General features: G+C 44.7%; 21 protein-coding genes. 5 read left to right on the top strand and 16 right to left on the bottom strand.

Annotation, left to right across the window (positions count from 1 at the left end):
• Positions 1–9: 9 nt before the first annotated feature.
• The 7 genes from QZ331_RS07205 to QZ331_RS07175 all read right to left on the bottom strand — a co-directional run bounded on the left by QZ331_RS07205 (position 10) and on the right by QZ331_RS07175 (position 8,098).
• Positions 10–1,812: a DUF3987 domain-containing protein gene (locus QZ331_RS07205; protein ID WP_009276698.1), complete on the bottom strand. Its 1,803-nt coding sequence runs from the start codon at positions 1,810–1,812 to the stop codon at positions 10–12.
• The gene (locus QZ331_RS07200) at positions 1,763–2,362 is read right to left on the bottom strand and encodes a BT4734/BF3469 family protein (RefSeq protein WP_118419037.1); all 600 of its coding nucleotides are present in this window, start codon (positions 2,360–2,362) and stop codon (positions 1,763–1,765) included. Before QZ331_RS07200 ends, QZ331_RS07205 begins: the two co-directional genes overlap by 50 nt.
• Positions 2,359–2,712 carry a helix-turn-helix domain-containing protein gene (locus QZ331_RS07195; RefSeq protein ID WP_004313943.1) on the bottom strand — a complete coding sequence of 118 codons (354 nt, stop codon included), beginning with the start codon at positions 2,710–2,712 and terminating at the stop codon, positions 2,359–2,361. The genes QZ331_RS07200 and QZ331_RS07195 overlap by 4 nt, the downstream gene beginning before the upstream one ends.
• A 313-nt stretch (positions 2,713–3,025) precedes the next feature.
• Positions 3,026–4,288 (bottom strand): site-specific integrase, encoded by a 1,263-nt coding sequence (locus QZ331_RS07190; RefSeq protein WP_118419036.1) that lies wholly within the window; start codon positions 4,286–4,288, stop codon positions 3,026–3,028.
• Positions 4,285–4,848 carry a helix-turn-helix domain-containing protein gene (locus tag QZ331_RS07185; protein ID WP_118419035.1) on the bottom strand — a complete coding sequence of 188 codons (564 nt, stop codon included), beginning with the start codon at positions 4,846–4,848 and terminating at the stop codon, positions 4,285–4,287. The genes QZ331_RS07190 and QZ331_RS07185 overlap by 4 nt, the downstream gene beginning before the upstream one ends.
• 213 nt (positions 4,849–5,061) lie before the next feature.
• Positions 5,062–6,975 (bottom strand): molecular chaperone DnaK, encoded by a 1,914-nt coding sequence (dnaK, locus tag QZ331_RS07180; protein WP_294629270.1) that lies wholly within the window; start codon positions 6,973–6,975, stop codon positions 5,062–5,064.
• Positions 6,976–7,306: 331 nt separating this feature from the next.
• Complete coding sequence (locus tag QZ331_RS07175) at positions 7,307–8,098, bottom strand: META domain-containing protein (protein WP_294629269.1); 792 nt, start codon at positions 8,096–8,098, stop codon at positions 7,307–7,309.
• A gap of 346 nt (positions 8,099–8,444) precedes the next feature.
• On the opposite strand from QZ331_RS07175, the gene QZ331_RS07170 reads away from it, so the two are divergent.
• Genes QZ331_RS07170 through recA form a run of 3 tightly spaced genes read left to right on the top strand, consistent with a single transcriptional unit; the run spans position 8,445 to position 11,169 of the window.
• Positions 8,445–9,638: a saccharopine dehydrogenase family protein gene (locus QZ331_RS07170; protein WP_294629268.1), complete on the top strand. Its 1,194-nt coding sequence runs from the start codon at positions 8,445–8,447 to the stop codon at positions 9,636–9,638.
• A 14-nt stretch (positions 9,639–9,652) separates the two neighbouring features.
• Positions 9,653–10,108, top strand: a complete 456-nt coding sequence (gene bcp, locus QZ331_RS07165; protein WP_294629267.1) for a thioredoxin-dependent thiol peroxidase — start codon at positions 9,653–9,655, stop codon at positions 10,106–10,108.
• Positions 10,109–10,131: 23 nt separating this feature from the next.
• Positions 10,132–11,169 (top strand): recombinase RecA, encoded by a 1,038-nt coding sequence (recA, locus tag QZ331_RS07160; protein ID WP_294629266.1) that lies wholly within the window; start codon positions 10,132–10,134, stop codon positions 11,167–11,169.
• A gap of 64 nt (positions 11,170–11,233) precedes the next feature.
• Here recA and QZ331_RS07155 read toward each other — a convergent pair whose 3' ends face one another.
• Positions 11,234–12,226 (bottom strand): putative sulfate exporter family transporter, encoded by a 993-nt coding sequence (locus QZ331_RS07155; RefSeq protein WP_294629265.1) that lies wholly within the window; start codon positions 12,224–12,226, stop codon positions 11,234–11,236.
• Between the two features lie 123 nt (positions 12,227–12,349).
• Complete coding sequence (locus QZ331_RS07150) at positions 12,350–12,724, bottom strand: YccF domain-containing protein (RefSeq protein ID WP_294629264.1); 375 nt, start codon at positions 12,722–12,724, stop codon at positions 12,350–12,352.
• Between the two features lie 667 nt (positions 12,725–13,391).
• Between QZ331_RS07150 and QZ331_RS07145 the strand changes: the two genes are divergently transcribed.
• Positions 13,392–14,045 (top strand): HU family DNA-binding protein, encoded by a 654-nt coding sequence (locus tag QZ331_RS07145; RefSeq protein ID WP_294629263.1) that lies wholly within the window; start codon positions 13,392–13,394, stop codon positions 14,043–14,045.
• A 62-nt stretch (positions 14,046–14,107) separates the two neighbouring features.
• On the opposite strand, the gene QZ331_RS07140 is transcribed toward QZ331_RS07145, so the two are convergent.
• Both QZ331_RS07140 and QZ331_RS07135 read right to left on the bottom strand, forming a co-directional pair.
• Positions 14,108–15,004: a LysR family transcriptional regulator gene (locus tag QZ331_RS07140; RefSeq protein WP_294629262.1), complete on the bottom strand. Its 897-nt coding sequence runs from the start codon at positions 15,002–15,004 to the stop codon at positions 14,108–14,110.
• Positions 15,005–15,058: 54 nt separating this feature from the next.
• Positions 15,059–15,646: a DUF6621 family protein gene (locus QZ331_RS07135; protein ID WP_294629261.1), complete on the bottom strand. Its 588-nt coding sequence runs from the start codon at positions 15,644–15,646 to the stop codon at positions 15,059–15,061.
• A gap of 223 nt (positions 15,647–15,869) precedes the next feature.
• Between QZ331_RS07135 and clpB the strand changes: the two genes are divergently transcribed.
• Positions 15,870–18,458 carry an ATP-dependent chaperone ClpB gene (clpB, locus tag QZ331_RS07130; protein ID WP_294629260.1) on the top strand — a complete coding sequence of 863 codons (2,589 nt, stop codon included), beginning with the start codon at positions 15,870–15,872 and terminating at the stop codon, positions 18,456–18,458.
• Positions 18,459–18,541: 83 nt separating this feature from the next.
• On the opposite strand, the gene QZ331_RS07125 is transcribed toward clpB, so the two are convergent.
• The 5 genes from QZ331_RS07125 to nusB form a co-directional block, all read right to left on the bottom strand.
• Positions 18,542–18,973 carry a DUF5606 domain-containing protein gene (locus QZ331_RS07125; RefSeq protein WP_294629259.1) on the bottom strand — a complete coding sequence of 144 codons (432 nt, stop codon included), beginning with the start codon at positions 18,971–18,973 and terminating at the stop codon, positions 18,542–18,544.
• A gap of 25 nt (positions 18,974–18,998) precedes the next feature.
• Positions 18,999–19,613, bottom strand: a complete 615-nt coding sequence (coaE, locus tag QZ331_RS07120) for a dephospho-CoA kinase (RefSeq protein WP_294629258.1) — start codon at positions 19,611–19,613, stop codon at positions 18,999–19,001.
• Entirely contained in the window at positions 19,603–20,616 is a 1,014-nt protein-coding gene (locus QZ331_RS07115; RefSeq protein WP_294629257.1) for a YbbR-like domain-containing protein, read from the bottom strand. Before QZ331_RS07115 ends, coaE begins: the two co-directional genes overlap by 11 nt.
• A gap of 24 nt (positions 20,617–20,640) precedes the next feature.
• Entirely contained in the window at positions 20,641–20,961 is a 321-nt protein-coding gene (yajC, locus tag QZ331_RS07110) for a preprotein translocase subunit YajC (RefSeq protein WP_294629256.1), read from the bottom strand.
• Between the two features lie 38 nt (positions 20,962–20,999).
• Positions 21,000–21,590: transcription antitermination factor NusB (nusB, locus tag QZ331_RS07105; protein ID WP_294629255.1), on the bottom strand; the 591-nt coding region annotated here is incomplete at its 5' end.

Raw genomic sequence — 21,590 nt, 5'->3', positions numbered from 1 at the left:
ACTTGCCACTCAAAAAATCTTCCTATATTTCCCCTGCTCTATCCGGCATAGCTTGCCATCTTTAATAAAGGCTTCTATCCACTTATTTGCTGTACTTCCATTCTCGCCCAAAGTTAAAACCACCGCATCATAATCTTTCTTTGTGAAAGTGTCAGGCAACATATTATAAAGGGTGTTCCTTCGTGCATAAACGCCTGTCTCTTGCGAAACGGTATTGAATCGTTTAGACTGATTTCCTGACAAATTCTGATAAATGAATACGGCATGATAAAGCAGGGTGTCGCAAATACTCATGGCTATGGAATAGTCAAACTCATGGCAAACCAATTGTACAGTCTCGTCAGAAGAAGATTTGTGAATCACATTATCCAAATGTCGGACAGCGGTTAACATCATCATTATACGATAAGCAATTAGTCCCATCCGTCTGACTACTCCTTGCATCTTGTTATCCACTTCGTCACAACATTCCTCATTCACACGACTGAGATATTCAATAAACTGTTCCTGCAAATCAGAGGGAAGAGAAAAGGAATAATTACCCCGCCTCACAAATTCTTTATGCAGATGACAGAATTTATCTCCCAACAGTTTGAACATGGCATTCTTGGATTGAGAAATGTCGCTTGTGGCAAACACATTTCTTATACCTCGTTTGAAGCGGATAATATAGAAACAAAAGCGACTCATCAATCCATTTTCCGCATCAGGTATCAATTTTCTTACTTGCTCTGGAGTTCCAGCCAAAGCTACCGAAACTCTCGGATTAGCTACTTCGCAATACTCCCTGTCCTTGCGCCGACTCAAACTTACCAACTCATGGTGAAATGCCTTTCGTAACACATCGGAATAGTTACCATAGTCAGACTTCAAAGTCTGGCTTAATGTGTCTCCTTCCGATTCAAACAACAGCCCGATTCCGTCATTATCCCCCAATATCTTCAAGAAAGAACTTGCGCTACTATTGGCAGGAATGACGAGCATACGCATGGGCGGTTCTGTTGGCATAGTCATTTCATCAGTTTTCTTACCTTTGATATAAGCGCTCATCGCTTCTTTGTATTCCTGCTCTAATCGTTTGGAAAGTTCATGCAAATTACGATTGATGGGAGCTACCAATTCCCGGCATAAGGTCAATGCTCCTTTTCCCATACCTGCATCTGCCACAACGAACAGATAGAGATTCGGATAAACAATGCGCTCATCGTAAACACCACAAACATTATGAAAGCAGACCGACAAACACACAATAGCCCCAATCAGTATCGTATCACGGTCATCTACTGAAATGGAATTATTGACAACCTCATTTAGAAAAGGAGGAAGATGCTCAAACACACATTCAGGAAATACAGGAAGTTCTTCTTCTGATTTTATCCATTTACCCGTTTTACCATTTTGGATATTTGGTAAAATGGATAAATGCTCTTTACTGAACGGAGCCAATGGGATTCCGGCTTGATTTGCCAAATGGAAGAAAGAACGGATAGTAATGCCTTGCCCTTTAGAGTGCAGGCAATGCGTATATTGTTGATCCGTTTCTTCCCTTTGATAGATAGGGTAAAACCTGCTGATACGGTGATAATACTCCCGTCCATTCTCTCCCAATCCATCCACAAGCGCAAAGCCCAACTCCACCCAATCTTTATAATTAGGGGCTATATCAATGGAACGTTGTTCTATCTCCCGAACAACACTTTCCACATCTTCCTCCACCTTATTATATATAGGGACAATACTTGGTGTATGTGCCTGTTGTATTTCAGAAGGGACATTCTCCCAATCTTGGGCGGAAAATATTTTCTTCGACATCATCTTTGTATTTATGGTTAATATATGCTTGTGGGTCGTAGGATAAGAAGCATGAACGAGCCACATCACTGCCGGACATATCCACTAATGGCAAACCTGTTGCTTTGATGCAGTTGGCAACAGCCTTAAAGTACCGGGAATGTTCCCAGCCTTTCAAGTCAACAGGTATTATCCACTTCAATCCATTACCAGATGGACTGACAAATAACAGTTCCGTATCAAAATACTCATGGTTGAGCAGTTGCTGTTTTAACTCCCCTATGTTATCCACATGATCGAAATCCAAACACATCAATCCTGAGTGCATAATCAGTTCCTTCTCATTACGCTTGCGAAATAATCCCGAAAAAGTACAATAGTCAAAATGAGTGGCTTTGTATCTTTTGGCTTCGGAAGAAGATAGCATCAAACGCAGGGCTTCGGTTTGTGGTTGGGCATAATGCCCGATGATATAACGATACACATCCACAATACCTACCGCCCTTATCGGTTCGATGTTTTGAATGAGCTTGCGAAAGAATGAAAAACAATAGTCTGTCGTTTCCATCATCTGATAATCTTTTTAGATTCGACAAATCGTCTGGCTTCTTCCATTAAGTCATCTTGTGTCTTATGTGATTTGTTCTTCAACCAATCATCAATCTCTGATTGCAGGAAAGCCAACGCTTTATTTATTTTATGTACAGGAATCTGTTTGGTTGATACCCATCCATAAACCGTTTGTTTGGCTGGATGTGATGGAAGATAAGCGCAAAGTTCGTCTATATCCATCCACTTAGGTGAGTTACTTGCCTGCTTATGTTGCAAGGCATTTACTTTGGATTGCAGTACTTCTACGGACTCAATCAGGTAGGACAACGCATTCGGCATTTCCTCCAATGAATTTACTTTATAGGCCATTTTTTCTTCGTATTAAAGTTTATGCCGCAAAAGTATAGGGATGCTTATAGGTGCTAAATAGGTGCTTGACCGCCACCAATCAACCGCTCATTTACCACTGACAGATTTAAGTTTCATTAATACGAGAATTTATTGGAAGACATAATAAAAGGGGAATAAACCACTATTGGGACTAACACATTCCTTATCGAAAGCTTCAATCTACAAAATACCCCTCAAAAAGCCGATGCTTCATGAGGGGTAAACGGTGGTAAGTATATGATTGGTATTACATAAGTCATTGGTGCTCAATGGTGGATAAAACCACCACAACCTATAAATCCAAATTCTCTATATGTAGTGTATTGGCGGCTTTCTCTTTTTGTTCGTTTACGATGTGCGTATAAATCTGCGTGGTTTTGACGTTAGTATGTCCCATCAAAGACTTGATAGTGTATATGTCAACGCCATTTTCCAGCAACAATGAAGCATAGCTATGACGGCCACAATGGAAGGTGATGTGCTTCTTGATACCGGATGCTTCTATCCAGACTTTCAACGGGCGAGAAATCCAAGAGGCATCAGTCAACCCTTCAAAAACAAGTGCTTCATCATCGTCTGGACGTATGCCGCATAGTTGAAGTGCCTGTTGAATGACTGGCTTGTAATCGGGTCTTTTTGTCTTTTGCTGAATTACGACTGCTTGCCATGTACCCTTGCTTGTTTGCTGAATTTGTTTCCATCTCAAAGTTTGAATATCGCTATGCCGCAATCCAGTGAGAATAGAGAACAAGAACGCACGTTTCAAAACATCATCCTTGCAAGGAGTATCAACCAACATCTGTACTTCATTCATGGTAAGCGCAACACGAGGTTTCTCTATGTTTGTTATCCCCTTTACTTTCGCGCTTATATCAACGGTCAGATATTCATCAATGAACGCTTGTTTTAATCCGGCCTTGAGTATAGAGAAATAGGTAGATGCAGTATTCTGTGAGATCGTTCCTTTTTTATTTCCTCCCATGGGAGCACGTAACAGAAACATCTTAATATCTTCAAGTAGTTTAACGGATATGTTCTTGAATGGGATTGGTTGTCCTTTAGAATAAATCTTCAACAGTTCGCCCACACGTCTCCAGTTGACTATAATTGAATCGGAACTATTGGGATGCCTTTTACTGATAATGCTATTGAAGTACTTGATAAAGTCTTGTTCGCTTCGCTCGTTTTGTGCAGCGATTTCGTTCTCTTTATCTGTATATAGAATTGCGCTATCGTATTCATGCTGCCGTAACTTACGCACATTGTCGGCATAGATACAAGCCTCTTGATCTATCGTTGAACGGCATTGGATGATTCCATTCAAATCACGTTTAGGTTTATAATTGAATGTTCCATCCGGCAAGATTCGTGCAATGGACGACTTGTCCCAAATAGGTGTGGATATAGTCCGGTTAATTGATTCAACCACACGACTTGCCCGTTTAGAGCCTCGCTTGTAAACCGGGTATGATTCTATAATCAGATACCACTCATCTTTATAATTTGATTTTCTGAGTTTGACGGTCACTTTGGTGTTTGGTAATGCTTTCTTCATTCTACTTCAGATTTATATAGATTGTCTATTTCTTGTTTGGGTACATATACATAGTTTCCTATTTGTCGTGAGGGAATAGAGTATTTTCTAACATGCGCCCATACTGAACTATCATTAATATGGTACTTCTCACAAATCTCTGTAATGGTATAACAGTCCTCTGGCTCTAAGCTATATGTTTTAGGAACAGGTTTTTCTTTTTCGGCAATACTTTCCGATCTCTTTAGGAAAAGTTGTTCCATTTCGGAGCGTTTGATACGCGTGAGCCTTGTACCCAAATTGATGACTGGAATACGTCCCAATTTGATTAAGCGATAGAGAGTACTACGTTCTACCCCAAACATTGCTACTGCCTCCTTTACAGAAATATATTCTCTGATGTCTGGTACTTGTTGGGCAATGGCTTCTAATTTTGCATTTCTATCTTTTACATCCTTTTTGCGCTTCCAAGCTACTTTACCACATTTTGGGGAACAATAATAGCTGTCAAGTGTCTTTGCGACGAAAACCTTGCCGCAGACTTTGCACTTTCTTTTGATCTCAAATCCGATTGTTGGCATATTATCTACTTTTAAGTATGTATTAGTATAGATAAGTAGAATTTAGTTCCACATTATCTACTTTTTTGTCTTGTCGCAAATATGTCGCAAATAAGAGATAAAAAAGCCCATAGAAAACACATAGAAACCATGAACCCTACAAACGCAAAAAGCGTGCAACTCATTGAGCTGCACGCTTTTGCTTATTGTTTGTTATCTGTTTCCTTATCGGAATCATTTGACTTCCTCAAAGTCAGCATCCTGAACATTATCTCCGTGCTTGCTAGTATCTTGCTGACCAGCACCACCGTTCATATCAGGACCAGCCTGTGCGCCACCTTGCGCACCGCTCTGTGCATACATTTCAGCACTTGCAGCCTGGAAAGCTGTATTAACTTCTGACATAGCAGAACCGATAGCAGCCAAATCCTGAGCCTTGTGAGCATCTTTCAGTTTCTGCAGAGCAGCTTCAATCGGAGCTTTCTTGTCAGCAGGCAGCTTATCGCCTAATTCCTTCAACTGATTTTCAGTCTGGAAGATTACGCTGTCAGCCTGATTCAACTTATCAATCTTTTCACGTTCTTTCTTGTCCGCTTCAGCATTAGCTTCAGCCTCGGCTTTCATCTTTTCGATTTCTTCCTTACTCAAACCACTGGATGCTTCGATACGGATAGCTTGTTCTTTACCGGTAGCCTTATCTTTTGCAGATACTTTCAAGATACCGTTGGCGTCGATATCGAATGTAACCTCAATCTGAGGAACGCCACGACGAGCCGGGGCAATACCTGTCAAGTTGAACTGACCGATTGATTTGTTCTGTGCAGCCATCGGACGTTCGCCCTGCAATACATGAATAGTAACTTCCGTCTGATTGTCGGCAGCAGTAGAGAATGTTTCACTCTTACGAGCCGGAATCGTAGTGTTAGCGTCAATTAACTTAGTCATTACACCACCCAGTGTTTCGATACCCATTGACAACGGAGTAACATCCAACAATACCACACCCTTGATTTCGTCTGTCAGAACAGCACCCTGCACAGCAGCACCGATAGCTACCACTTCATCCGGATTCACACCCTTAGAAGGAGCCTTGCCGAAGAAATCTTCTACTAATTTCTGTACAGCCGGGATACGTGAAGAACCACCTACAAGAATTACTTCGTCAATATCAGCGTTGTTCAAACCAGCGTCACTCATAGCTTTCTTACAAGGTTCGAGACAAGCCTGAATCAAATTGTGAGCCAAAGATTCAAATTTGGCACGAGTCAATGTCTTAACCAAGTGCTTGGGTACACCAGCTACCGGCATGATGTACGGCAAGTTGATTTCAGTACTTGTAGAAGAAGAAAGTTCAATCTTAGCTTTTTCTGCAGCTTCTTTCAGACGTTGCAAAGCCATCGGGTCTTGAGTCAGGTCGGCACCTTCGTCGTTCTTGAATTCCTCTACCAGCCAGTTGATAATTACCTGGTCGAAATCGTCACCACCCAAGTGAGTATCACCGTTTGTAGAAAGCACTTCAAATACACCACCACCAAATTCGAGGATAGAAATATCGAATGTACCACCGCCAAGGTCAAATACGGCAATCTTCATATCTTTGTGAGCCTTGTCAAGACCATAAGCAAGAGCAGCAGCCGTCGGCTCGTTTACAATACGTTTTACTTCAAGACCTGCAATCTGTCCGGCTTCTTTTGTAGCCTGACGCTGAGAGTCGGAGAAATATGCAGGAACGGTGATGACTGCTTCCGTCACTTCCTGTCCCAAGTAATCTTCGGCAGTTTTCTTCATTTTCTGAAGAATCATGGCAGAGATTTCCTGCGGAGTATACAGACGTCCGTCAATATCAACACGCGGAGTATTGTTATCACCTTTCACTACTTTGTAAGGAACACGAGTTACCTCTTTCTGAACCTGATCCCAATTTTCGCCCATAAAACGTTTGATAGAGAAAATTGTACGCGTCGGGTTAGTAATAGCCTGACGTTTAGCAGGATCACCAACCTTACGTTCGCCACCATCTACAAAAGCAACTACTGAAGGAGTTGTACGCTTGCCTTCACTGTTTGCAATTACTACCGGTTCGTTACCTTCAAATACAGAAACACAAGAGTTTGTTGTTCCTAAGTCAATACCAATAATTTTTCCCATGATTGTTATTTTTTTATTTATTATTATTCAATGATTTCTTTTTATCCGGCCGGGGGGGGTCTGCTTTCTCTTCGAAACCTTGTCTCGAACGGACGTCTATAAAAAGACAAACCTTGTGCCAAAAAGAAATTAGACGAATACATGACACAATATCTGCCAAAAAGACAGTTTTAATAAATAAAACGCGGCTGTCATAGTCGCTTCCAGACTTAGACAGCAACAACTTCCAATAAACAAATGCAGGCGTATTCGGTTCAATGTATGAAAAAAATATGCCCATGTCGTTATGCTACGACACAGGCACACCTTATTTATATATAACTATATTTATTTACCTTTTTTCCAAGACGAGCACCAATGCGTTGTTTGCATCATACATACCGATAGCGCCGCCTGCCAATACATCAAAAGACTTCACTTCATTGATTGCTTTCAGGATTTTGCTTTCCGTATCCATATCCGGACACGCCATCATTGTGCTTGCCACTCTCGGAAAAGAGATTGATTGAACGTTGTCTGCGTTGGTTTCAAAGCCACCGTTTATCACGTTACATCCGGCATTCCCGTGAATAGTCTTTTCCTTCACATTGAAAGCAATAAAAGGTTGATTTTCCATACCGGAAGGTATCACTTCACCATTCGCTTCCTTCACTTTCCATTCTCCATTCAAAACTGACAGTTTCACATTCGCCTCCTTTTTTTCTAAAGTCATAACCGGGCGGTTGGACGCATTACAGAGATACAATTTGTCTTTACCGGCTTTCTTATATCCTTTCACCTGTGCGAGAGCACCCAATACATTTCTTTCGGTAGTCATATCCGGACACATCATTTTAGTGCTTGCCATAGCACCCAGTTCAAGGCTGCCCGGTTTTGCATTGACATCAAAGTTACCCATCATACGGTTACATCCGCTATTGCCGGATATACGTCCCGTCTCCGTATCGAACATGATAAAAGGAAGGGTTCTACTTTCGCCCGGAGTCACCTTCGAGCCGTTAATTTCTACAATATTCCATCCCCCGTTAATCGTTGACAAGGGAGTTGCTTTTTCAGCCGTCCGGCACGAAGACATTGCAAATGCTGTACCTGCAATGCAAATTGAAACTAATACTTTATTCATATGTTATAACGTTTAAGTTAAATTCGACGACAAAGATATCAAAAGATTTAGAAAACAACACTCAAATATGCTATAAAATAACTTTACTCCGATAAGGATAATCTTATAAACAACTGTCAATCAATTCAGTTTACACACAATACACCTTCCGTTGGAAGTTAAAATATATACATTTGCCTTTATCTATCAAACAAAATAAACCGCATGATGGTTCATTGAACAAGACAACACCTTAGCTATGATATAAATAAAAGAGGTGTATACGAATGATTATCTAAAATAATCACGTATATTTGCTCCATAAACAATTCTAATATTCATAATTTTTAATTCGCAATTTAAAGAAATGGGTAGAGTTCTTATTATTGGTGCAGGCGGTGTGGGTACTGTCGTTGCGCACAAAGTGGCACAGAATGCTGATGTTTTCACAGATATCATGATTGCCAGCCGTACAAAAGAGAAATGTGACCGAATCGTCGAAGCAATAGGTAATCCCCATATAAAGACAGCCAAAGTCGACGCGGACAATGTGGAAGAACTGGTTGCCTTATTCAACGATTTCAAGCCGGAGATGGTAATTAACGTTGCTCTTCCCTACCAAGACCTGACCATCATGGAAGCCTGTCTGCAAGCGGGAGTGAACTACTTGGACACGGCGAATTACGAACCGAAAGATGAAGCTCACTTTGAATACAGTTGGCAATGGGCTTACCACAAACGCTTCAAGGAAGCCGGACTGACAGCCATCCTCGGTTGCGGATTCGACCCAGGTGTAAGCGGCATCTACACTGCCTATGCGGCGAAACATTACTTCGATGAGATTCAATACTTAGATATTGTAGATTGCAATGCGGGCAACCACCACAAAGCCTTCGCCACCAACTTCAATCCCGAAATCAATATCCGTGAGATTACTCAGAACGGACGTTATTATGAAGACGGCAAATGGGTAACCACCCAACCGTTGGAAATTCATAAAGACCTGACTTATCCGAATATCGGTCCGCGCGACTCATATCTTCTTTACCACGAAGAGCTGGAATCGTTGGTGAAAAACTTCCCGACCATCAAGCGTGCACGTTTCTGGATGACGTTCGGACAGGAATACCTGACTCACTTACGCGTTATCCAAAACATCGGTATGGCACGTATTGACGAAGTGGACTACAATGGAATGAAAATCGTTCCCCTGCAATTCCTGAAAGCCGTATTGCCTAATCCGCAGGATTTGGGTGAGAACTACGAAGGCGAAACATCCATCGGCTGCCGCATCCGCGGACTGAAAGACGGAAAAGAGCGTACATACTATGTGTACAACAATTGTAGCCACCAGGAAGCATACAAAGAGACTGGTATGCAGGGAGTAAGCTACACTACCGGCGTTCCGGCAATGATTGGAGCGATGATGTTCTTCAAGGGAGAATGGAAACGTCCGGGAGTCAATAACGTGGAAGAGTTCAATCCGGACCCGTTCATGGAACAGCTCAACAAGCAAGGCCTGCCCTGGCATGAAGAGTTTGACAAAGACCTCGAATTATAAACAACAGACATTTTATGATTAACGTTGGAGACAAAGCACCGGAAGTGTTGGGAAGAAACGAGAAAGGCGAAGAAATCCGTCTGAGTGCTTATAAAGGAAAGAAACTTGTGCTGTACTTCTATCCGAAGGACAGCACATCGGGCTGCACGGCACAGGCGTGTAACCTACGCGACAACTATTCCGCCCTGCGCCAAGCAGGCTACGAAGTAGTGGGCGTCAGCATAGACAACGAGAAGTCGCATCAGAGGTTTATCGAGAAAAACAACCTTCCTTTCACGCTGATTGCCGATACGGACAAGAAGTTGGTGGAAGCCTTCGGCGTGTGGGGAGAAAAGAAACTGTACGGACGTGCATATATGGGTACTCTCCGCACTACTTTCCTGATTGACGAAGAAGGAATCGTAGAACGGATTATCTCTCCGAGGGAGGTGAAGACCAAAGAACATACCGCACAGATTTTAAACCAATAAATCCATTAATTATATAATAAGGTATGGCAAAGAAAGACGAACTTAATTTTGAAACAGATAATAAAATGGCATCAAGCGAGAAACTAAAAGCCTTACAGGCCGCCATGGAAAAGATAGAAAAGAGCTTCGGCAAAGGTTCTATCATGAAGATGGGCGACGATAGTGTGGAACAAGTAGAAGTGATTCCGACAGGCTCCATTGCTTTGAACGTGGCACTCGGCGTAGGCGGTTACCCGAGAGGTAGAATAATCGAGATATACGGTCCGGAATCTTCGGGTAAAACAACACTGGCCATCCACGCCATTGCCGAAGCGCAGAAAGCCGGCGGTATCGCTGCCTTCATCGACGCCGAACACGCTTTCGACCGTTTCTACGCTTCCAAATTAGGCGTGAACATCGACGAATTGTATATCTCCCAACCGGACAACGGTGAGCAGGCTTTGGAAATTGCCGAACAGTTGATTCGCTCTTCCGCTATCGACATCATCGTTATCGACTCTGTTGCCGCACTGACGCCGAAAGCAGAAATCGAAGGTGATATGGGCGACAATAAAGTAGGTCTCCAGGCACGTCTGATGTCTCAGGCGTTGCGTAAGTTGACCTCGGCTGTAAGCAAGACGCGTACGACTTGTATCTTTATCAACCAGTTGCGCGAAAAGATTGGCGTCATGTTCGGCAATCCCGAAACAACCACCGGCGGTAACGCACTGAAGTTCTATGCTTCCGTCCGTATGGATATACGCGGTAGCCAGCCCATCAAAGACGGTGAGGAAATCTTGGGCAAGTTGACCAAAGTGAAAGTGGTAAAGAACAAGGTAGCTCCTCCTTTCCGCAGAGCGGAATTCGACATCATGTTCGGCGAGGGTATCTCCCACTCCGGAGAAATCATCGACTTAGGCGCCGACTTGGGAATCATCAAGAAGAGCGGCTCATGGTACAGCTACAACGACACCAAGTTAGGACAGGGACGCGATGCAGCCAAACAATGCATTGCCGACAATCCGGAACTTGCCGAAGAACTGGAAGGCTTGATATTCGAAGCATTGAAGAAAAAAGAATAAAGAAAAACGGCGGTGAGTTACAACTTACCGCCGTTTTTCTTTATATATGCCGAGCACTCTTCTTTTACACAAAATAGATATAAGCCAACGTACTCAAACTTATCACTACCCAAAGCAACACTCCCTGCACCAACGGCTTAATCCCGACCGCCTTCAAAACATCCAAAGAAAGGGAAGCTCCGATAAAGAACATCGTAATCGTCAAAGTCTTGCGGGCTACTCCGTTGATGGCAGCTCCCAACTGCGGTATGCCGTCCAGCAGATACGTATTCACCACCATTGCCAACACAAAGAAGAAGATAAACCAGGGGATACTGATTTTCTGTCCTTTGCTTTTGAAAATAAATGAAGTGGCAAAAGCCATAGGAATTATCCACAGCGCACGAGTCAGCTTTATGGTCGTAGCCACTTTCAAGGCTTCTTCGCCATAGGCAGCACCCGCACCGACCACCGAACTCGTGTCGTGAATGGCTATTGCCGCCCATGTTCCGAACTGATGCTCGGTCATATCCAAAGCATGGCCAATCATCGGGAATATAAAGAGTGCTATTGCATTGAGAATAAAAATAGTACCCAGCGCAACAGACATCTCACTGTCTTTCGCCTTCAGCACCGGTCCTACGGCTGCAATGGCGCTTCCTCCACAAATAGCAGTTCCCGAACTGATAAGATAGGACGTATTGCGGTCTATCTTGAACAACTTACGCCCAATGAACCAGCCAATCACCAAAGTACCGACTACCGAGATAACGGTAAACTCCATACCTTCCTTGCCGGAAGCCAAAGCAGAATGCAGATTCATCCCGAAACCCAACCCGACAACCGAATATTGCAACAGATATTTGGATGTTTTCTTATTGAACTTCGGATGCGCTTGTCCGCAAGTCAGTGCGAAAATAAGTCCGAGAAATAAAGCAACCGGCGGGGTGACCCATGCTCCCCATGCTTCCAAGCCCGGAATATAGTCTAAAAAGAGAAAGAGAGTCAGGGTGGAAAGCAATACGACATAAATGGTCTTGTTGTTTGCCTGCAACATTTTTGTAGTTGTTGAAATCATGTTTTTTTATCTTTTATTTGTTTTCGGGGCACAAAGGTACGGGAAACAATCAAGACACACCAATAGTTTCTAATTATATATTATAACTTTTAGTTATAGACACTCCCTGTTCCGAAACTCTCCTCACACGGTCACAATGTCTTTTCCGAAGGGTGTCAATGCCAAAGACGCCAGTTTAAAGTGTTGCAGACCGAAGGGAATACCGATGACCGTGATGCACAGAATCAGCCCAAAGACCAAGTGTGACAAACTAATCCAGATACCTCCGATGAGTATCCACAGCACATTCATCAGTATGTAAAGGCAACCGCCGGAACGGTTTCCGGTTCTCACTTCCTTGCCGAAAGGCCACAAAGCCAGTCCTGCCAGTTTCAACGTCTGCATTCCGAAGGGAATTCCGATGATGGTAAGCATCATCAATATGCTTGAGACAAGGTATTCTACTGCCGTGAAAATACCACCAAACAAGAGCCATAAAAGATTCATCAAACAACCCATAATAATACTATTTAATTATTTATTCAACAATGTATTTGTCATTTGGTTCGTTTTATTATTCGTCCCTCACTTCAATCATTGAAGTTTTATATCCATCCACCAAACTTTCTCCATACAAAATTACAACTAATTACGAAAGAGCCAGCACAAAAGCCAGCATTTTCCATATATTCCAGGCAATTTTCGTCAAACTTAAACGACAGACAGCGTGTAAGTATCCTATTTTTCCACCTTAGCCCCTTCTTCAAATAATTGCCGGTTTACGCAGCCAAGCCAAAAAAGCAGCCATAAATATCTGGCAGCCCTCCTCCCATCCCCCGTTCCGTTCTCCCGAAACCACCTCACGCCCACGCAGCAACGTCCGCTCCTTCTCCCTCACTCCATTAACAAATAACTTCCACTTTATTACCCATAAACTTCTTTTTATCCAATAGAAAACTTATCTTTGTCTAATCATAAACTATAAATGAAGGTTTTGATTATATAAATGCAAGTTTCATTTTTATAAACGAAGGCTTCGTTTATAAAAACAAAACCTTCGTTTATAGTTTATGAGCAATCAAACGGAACTTTAGAGTTAGGAGAAAAGAAGTTTGCATTTAATACAGAGGAAGTTTTCTTCTAATAGATAAGAGCCAATCTATTAATACTTTAAACAAAAAAATGTATGGCACATTACATCATGGAAGAGATGCCCGACCTCCAAAAAACAGGCAAAAGAATCACTTATCCCAAATTTGCGCGGATAAGCAATGCAGACTTAAAGGAACTGACGCAACGAGTGAGCCACACGAGCGGATTCAGTCCGGGCGACATCGAAGGCGTGCTGCTTCAGACGGCCATCGAAATGGCACAACTCATGGCAGAAGGACGCTCGGTGAAAATAGACGGAATAGGCACGTTCACCCCTGCACTCACATTGGGCAAGGGCAAAGAACGCGAAGAAGCCGAAGAAGGCGGGAAACATCGCAACGCGCAGAGCATCTTCATAGGCGGAGTCAATTTCCGGGTAGACAGGGCGATGCTGAGAAACATCAGCGAAAGATGCCGACTGGAAAGGGCGCCCTGGAAACGGCAACGCTCGTCGACAAAGTACACACCCGAACAACGGTTGGCACTGGCACTCAAGCATCTTGACGAGTATCCGTTCCTCACCGTAAGGGAATATCGCAAACTGACCGGACTGCTCCAGACTACGGCTACCAACGAACTGAAAACATGGGCGCAACAATCCGACTCGGGCCTGACATCTACGGGCAGAGGAACGCATACGATATATATAAAGAGAAAGATTACAGCCGAAGCTGTGCAAGGAGAATAAGAAAAAGCCCCTGCATGGCGTGAGAAACGCCTCTATTGGGCAGAAAGGAGAGTTGTGCAGGTTCAGAGGCTTTTGCTGTGATGTCCTGCAAACCGCATAAAGACTTGCGACAATCCTCCCTCCTGCCCTTGCAGTTGCACAAAGTTAAGTTCGCGCTGCATTGACATCCCCTTTATCTCGACCACGCGCAGGCTGCCGGCGGCAAGCTCCTTATGCACGGAACGGATGGAGACAATCCCCATGCAACCGGTATGTTCGAGAAACAGCTTGATGCTTTCCGTGCTGCCGAGGTACATCATGACATTCAGAGAAGAGAGTTTGAGATTATGCTGCGACAGGGCGCGTTCGAATACATCCAACGTGCCGGAACCTCTTTCGCGCAGCACCAAAGGAATGGCGGGCAGGTCTTGCGGAGCGATTTCATCCCGCACGTTGAGCCGGGCGCGCGTGTGCACCACTGCGACCAGTTCGTCGCGCAGAAAGGGAGTATATTTCAGGTTGGGAAGGCGGAAGATTCCTTCCACCAACCCTAAATCTATCCGGTGCTCCTGCAAAGCCGTTTCCACTTCGCGCGAGTTCCCGTTCAAGAGCGAAAGGTTGACTTGCGGAAACTTTGCTATGAAACTCCCCAACAACGGGGGAAGCACATACTGGGCAATCGTAGTACTGGCACCTAATTTCAGTTCGCCCGTATATTCGTTGTGCAACAGATGCATCTCATATTCCAGCCGCTTGTAGTCGTCCAGAATCTTCTCGCTATGTTTCAGCAGCAGTTCGCCCGCTTGGGTCAGCGAGATTTTACTCCCCTGACGCTCGAACAGGCGCGTCTGATAGCAAGTTTCCAACTCCTGAATGTGCTTGGTGATGGCAGGCTGGCTGACAAACAATTCGTGCGAAGCCTTTGTAAAACTCAAGTTCTTCGCCACACTCTGAAAAACCTTTAAACGAAAATCGGACACGGAAGCAGATTTTAAACAGTAAGTAGTAGACAGATATACCGACGGCAGGCGTTCTTACTCCAACTCGTCGGCTTTGATACCCAACGCCTGCATGACGGGGAAAGCCAACATATCCCATTTGTAGGGCAACGGCGACTTAGGTTCTACCATCATCAGTTGGGTGATTTCTTTTCCTTCCACCGCTTTCAGCGCTTCAATCACCCGTTCACCATAGTCTTCGTTGAAAGGGACTGCAATCACCCGCTTCACATCCGGCGAATCGGTGACAAGGGCAAGCAGGTCGAGAAACAGGTCTTCTCGCGTCACCACGTCTTCCGTGCAGACGGTGGCAAAGAAAAATTCGCCGTAACTGCTCTTGAAGGCAACGTTGTTGAGTTCATTCTTGAAATCGGAAGGTTGGCAGTTCACAATCCGCGCACCCTCTTTATCGTAGACAAATAGAAATTGCACTTCGTTTTCTCCTTCCGTCAATCCGGCGTCCAACGTCAGATAAAGTGCCAGTTGCGCCAAGTCTATCTCCTGTAAGGGACGATGCAAGATATTTTCAAAGTATCCTTGCATATCGATAATTACAAGGTTCAGATAAGCGGCGTCTATCAGCACTACTGTTTCAGCCAATTTCACTTGAGGTTTTTCGTTCATACCTTTTATATATTATGTTATTACAGTGGATAAAGGTACGACAATAGTTTCATTTACGACGTTCTTTTTCAGTTAATTCGTCAGTTTGGTATGCAAAAGAGGCCATTTTGTCCCGTAAAGCATCGGCAGGTGTGCTATTTTGGCTGATTTTTGCCGTTGGCAAATCTTTTGCGCCCTTCCGAGTGTTATTAGAAACGTGAAACAAAGAAAGGAGAACAACGATATGAACTTTAACAATTTTACTATCAAATCCCAAGAAGCGGTGCAGGAAGCCGTGAACTTGGTGCATGGCCGCGGACAGCAGGCCATCGAACCTGCACACATCCTGCAGGGAGTGATGAAGGTAGGCGAGAATGTAACCAACTTCCTATTTCAAAAGTTGGGCATGAACGGACAGCAAGTGGCTCTCGTTGTCGACAGGCAGATTGATTCGCTGCCGAAGGTATCGGGCGGAGAGCCGTATCTGAGCCGCGAATCGAACGAGGTATTGCAGAAAGCAACACAGTATTCAAAGGAAATGGGCGACGAATTCGTCTCGTTGGAACACATCATACTGGCACTGCTCACCGTGAAGAGCACCGTATCTACCATTCTGAAGGACGCGGGCATGACGGAAAAGGAGTTGCGCAACGCCATCGGCGAACTGAGAAAAGGAGAAAAAGTGACGTCGCAATCGAGCGAAGACACTTACCAGTCGTTGGAAAAGTACGCTATCAACCTGAACGAAGCCGCCCGTAGCGGCAAGTTGGACCCTGTCATCGGGCGCGACGAGGAAATACGCCGGGTGCTCCAGATATTGAGCCGCCGCACAAAGAACAATCCGATTCTGATTGGCGAACCGGGTACGGGAAAGACTGCCATCGTCGAAGGGCTGGCGCATCGTATCCTGCGCGGTGACGTGCCCGAAAACCTGAAAAACAAACAAGTGTATTCGCTTGACATGGGTGCGCTCGTGGCAGGCGCCAAGTACAAAGGTGAGTTTGAGGAGCGTTTGAAAGCGGTGGTAAACGAGGTGAAGAAGTCGGAAGGCGACATCATTCTGTTCATCGACGAGATACACACGCTGGTCGGAGCGGGAAAAGGCGAAGGTGCGATGGACGCCGCCAACATTCTGAAACCGGCTTTAGCCCGTGGGGAATTACGTTCCATCGGCGCGACTACGCTCGACGAGTATCAGAAGTATTTTGAAAAGGACAAGGCTTTGGAGCGCCGTTTCCAAATCGTACAGGTGGACGAACCGGACAACCTGAGCACCATCTCCATACTGCGCGGACTGAAGGAGCGTTACGAAAACCACCATCATGTGCGCATCAAGGATGATGCGATTATAGCCGCCGTTGAATTGAGCAGCCGTTATATCACCGATCGCTTCTTACCCGACAAGGCTATCGACCTCATGGACGAAGCTGCTGCCAAACTGCGCATGGAGGTAGACTCCGTACCGGAAGAGTTGGACGAGATTTCGCGCAAAATCAAGCAGTTGGAAATTGAGCGCGAAGCCATCAAACGCGAGAACGACCAGCCCAAACTGGAAACCATCGGTAAGGAACTGGCGGAACTCAAGGAGCAGGAGAAATCGTTCAAAGCGAAATGGCAGAGCGAAAAGACGCTGATGGACAAGATTCAGCAGAACAAAGTGGAAATAGAAAACCTGAAGTTTGAAGCTGAAAAGGCGGAACGCGAAGGCGACTACGGCAAAGTGGCGGAAATACGCTACGGCAAACTCCAGGCCTTAGACAAAGAGATAGAAGAGACGCAGCAGAAACTTCGGGGAATGCAGGGCGACAAAGCCATGATTAAAGAGGAAGTGGATGCGGAAGATATCGCAGATGTAGTATCCCGTTGGACGGGAATCCCCGTCAGCAAGATGATGCAGAGCGAGAAGGAGAAGTTGCTGCATCTGGAAGAAGAACTTCACCAACGGGTAGTCGGACAGGAGGAAGCGATTGAAGCGGTTGCCGACGCCGTGCGCCGGAGCCGTGCCGGGCTGCAAGACCCGAAGCGCCCGATTGGTTCGTTTATCTTCCTCGGAACGACTGGTGTGGGCAAGACAGAGTTGGCGAAGGCATTGGCGGAGTTCCTGTTTGACGACGAGACGATGATGACCCGTATCGACATGAGCGAGTATCAGGAGAAGCACAGCGTTTCGCGGCTGGTCGGAGCACCTCCGGGATATGTGGGATACGATGAAGGCGGCCAGTTGACCGAAGCCATCCGCCGGAAGCCTTATTCCGTGGTGTTATTTGACGAGATAGAAAAAGCGCATCCGGATGTATTCAACATCTTATTGCAAGTATTGGACGACGGACGGCTGACAGATAACAAAGGTCGGGTAGTCAACTTCAAGAATACCATCATCATTATGACTTCCAATATGGGTAGCTCATACATACAGAACCAGATGGAGAAACTGAACGGAGGCAACAAAGAGGAGGTTATCGAAGAGACGAAGAAGGAAGTGATGAATATGCTGAAAAAGACCATCCGTCCCGAATTCCTGAACCGTATTGACGAAACCATCATGTTCTTGCCGCTGACGGAAAAGGAAATCAGGCAAATCGTTCTCTTACAAATCAAAGGCGTACAGAGAATGCTTGCGGAGAACGGCGTGCAACTGGAGATGACGGAAGCTGCCTTGAATTTCCTGGCACAAGTGGGTTATGACCCCGAATTCGGAGCGCGTCCGGTAAAAAGGGCTATCCAGCGCTATCTGCTGAACGACTTGTCCAAAAAGTTGCTCTCGCAGGAAGTAGACCGGAGCAAAGCGATTATCGTCGATACAAACGGCGAAGGATTGGTTTTTAGAAATTAAACTAAAAAAAGTCGGCAGACCTTGAAAAAGAGCCTGCCGACTTTCTGAAACAAAATCATGGTATCTTTTAAGAGGAAGTTTGATTATTCGGCTTCCTCTTCTTGTTTTTCCTGTTCCTGCTCCGCTTTAAACTCCGTGATACCGTTAGTAATCAGAATGTTGTACCAGGAAATCAGTTTCTTGATGTCTGCCATATACACACGGTCGCGGTCATAATTGGGCAGTACCTCTGCCATATAGTCGCGCAACTCGGTCGAAGTAGCCTTCTTGATGTCGATGGCAATGGCAGCCGCCTGTTCTTTTGTCTTGATTGCCTCCAACACATCGTACAAAGGAACTTCTGCGTCGTCCGTATACATTGCTATATCTGCCAGTGAGATAATCTTCTCATTACCATAAGCGGGGAAACGTTTCTTTTCAGCATTGATTGATTCTACAATCAACATATTTTTTCCTTGCGAAATTAGTTTGTACAATCCCGGTTTGCCGGAGATAGACAAGATAGTCTTCAACATAGTATATATCCTTTTGTTTAATTAATTATTTTTTTGCAGGGCAAAGGTAATGATTATTTTTAGATAGCAAAGAAATAAGCTCCAAAACCTGCGGAATTAAAGGCGTTTCACCGTCATTCGTTATCACAAAATCGGCTTGGTTTCTTTTTATTTCATCACTCATTTGCGCTTCAATGCGTTTCATCACCAACTCCCTCGATGAGCCGTCGCGCCTGACGGCACGCTCCACTCTTACCTCCAACGGGGCATAGACCGTGAGCAGAAAATCGACCTCGCTTCTAAAACCCGATTCAATGAGAATGGCAGATTCCATCCCTACCAACGGTTTGTCGCCCCAGCGGAGTGTCCACCGACGGAAATCCTCTTTCACCCGTGGATGGATGATTCCGTTCACCTGCTTCACGTGCTCCGCATTGCCAAACATATAGGAAGCAAGCAGCGGACGGTTCAATTCGCCGTTGCAGAACACCTCCTGCCCTACCAAAGCACACAGTTCACGACGAATCTCTTCGTTGGTATTCGTGATGCGCTTTGCTTCCGCATCCGATATATACACGGGGATTCCCATCATCTCCAACAACTTGGAAACGACACTCTTTCCGCTACCGATGCCACCGGTTATTCCAATCTTAATCGCCATTTGAAGAGACTTGTTCTATCAGAAAATCAACCTGTTCGGGCACGATACGTATCTGATTGATTCCACCGGGGAAGGCCTTCAACCTGACCGTATATTTATCCGAACTCAGCTTCAACAATTCCTCATAAGGAACATTTATCACAAAATCGCTCGCTTTGATACTGCGAAAACGCTTCAACCCTACCTGAAACGTCACCTGAACTTTTGAAGGAAAGGCACGCAATGCTTTGTCTGCCGGAAAGTTGATTCCGTACAACGGCACTTCTACCGTCTTCTCCGTATATATGTCAACCGGAAACGTCATCTCTACCGAAGAGGGGACAAACTTCATTCCTCTTTCCAAAGCCAACGCCACACGCCGACGAGTGGTATCGGATATATTTTCCAGACTTATCTTCTGCGTATAGGCGGCGGTTATCGTATCCAACATATTTTCGGGAGCATAAACCAATACCGAGTCCGGATTGCAAATCGTGTCGGACACGTAATATTGAAGTCCGGCAGTCACCTTGCCCCGAAAGCGGACGGGCACACGTTTGGATTTGCCTTCGGAGTAGATATAATCCAGCGTATCGGGCTTGATGGAAAGAATCTTGGAAGATACGTTCAACTGTGCCAGTATCTTCTTCTCGACATCGGAAGCGTATATCTTCACCTGATTATTCTTTCCTTTGTAGTCGGAGAAATTCAGATTGACCGGGAAGAAACTCTTCCCCAGCATATAATTAAGGAGGACGGTGCCTTTATCTTTCACTCTGACGCGCAGTTCGGAAGGAGGTTCCGAAGTCAGCACCACATTGTTAGGGACGTCTTTGACGCGTACCGGGATGGAAAACTCCGCTTCATAATCATTGTTCAATGTCTGAAGCAGCCAGAATCCGCCGGCTACCAAGAAGAAAAACAAAAAAATTAAGAACTCTCTGCTCTTGTCGCTGAGCAGAAAGTCCTTAATTCTCTTGGATAGTTTTAAATAAGTATATCTTATTTTCCTACGGGCAAGCATAGGCCTTTCTTTACCAACTGGAAATTACTTAGACTGATTGCCGGCTGCCGAAGCATCAGCAAAAATAGAATTCTTGTCAATCTTGATTCTCACACCGGAAGCAATTTCAAGCACGATATAATCGTCTGCAATCTCCTTGATGGTTCCGTAAATGCCACCGGCGGTAATCACATTCTGATTCACCTGCAATGACTTACGGAAGTTGGCTATTTCTTTTTGTTTCTTGTTCTGAGGGCGAATCATAAAGAAATACATGATAACAAACATGGCTATCAGCATAATCCACATCATACTTCCGTCGGCCGGTGCTCCGGGAGCTTGCAATAATACAGCAAATACGTTCATAAATAATCGGTTTTAGTTTCTACTATTATAATAAGGTATTAGTTTTTATTCAACTTACCTTCTTTCTTCAATTGATTGACGATGCCGTCCAACGTTCCGTTGATGAAGCCGCCGCTCTTGGCTGTGCTATACAGCTTCGCAATTTCCACATATTCATTTAACGAAACACTGACCGGAATGTTCGGGAAACTTAAAATTTCCGCCAATGCCGTCTGCATGATAATCACATCCATGAAGGCAATACGTTCCAAATCCCAGTTCTTGGTGTTCTCGCTTACCAAATGACGATAGTAATCGGCGTTCAAAATAGTGCGGCGGAAGAGGCGGCGTGCATACTCCTGGTCTTCATCATCCTTAAATTCGGGAAGCAATTCCTGATTGGCACCATTCTTTTCCTCAAAACGCTTGATTGTCTTCAATACGAATGTATCTACAATTTCCTTATCGTCATTCCAATACAGACTTTGGTCTTCGAGCACTTGGTCGAGCGCCTCGTTGTTGAAAATATAGTTCTTATAGATTTTCCTCCACAACTCACGGTCGGCTTCATATGAATGGTCTTCAGAAGCCATATATTCTTTGTAGATGTCGGTTTCTATAATTTTCTCGTAAAGTCCTTTCACGAAGTC

This window comes from uncultured Bacteroides sp., from assembly GCF_910586915.1.
In the GTDB taxonomy this organism is placed as follows: Bacteria; Bacteroidota; Bacteroidia; order Bacteroidales; family Bacteroidaceae; genus Bacteroides.
The sequence above is the reverse complement of the archived record's forward strand: the minus strand, read 5'-3'. Positions and strand labels throughout refer to the sequence as shown.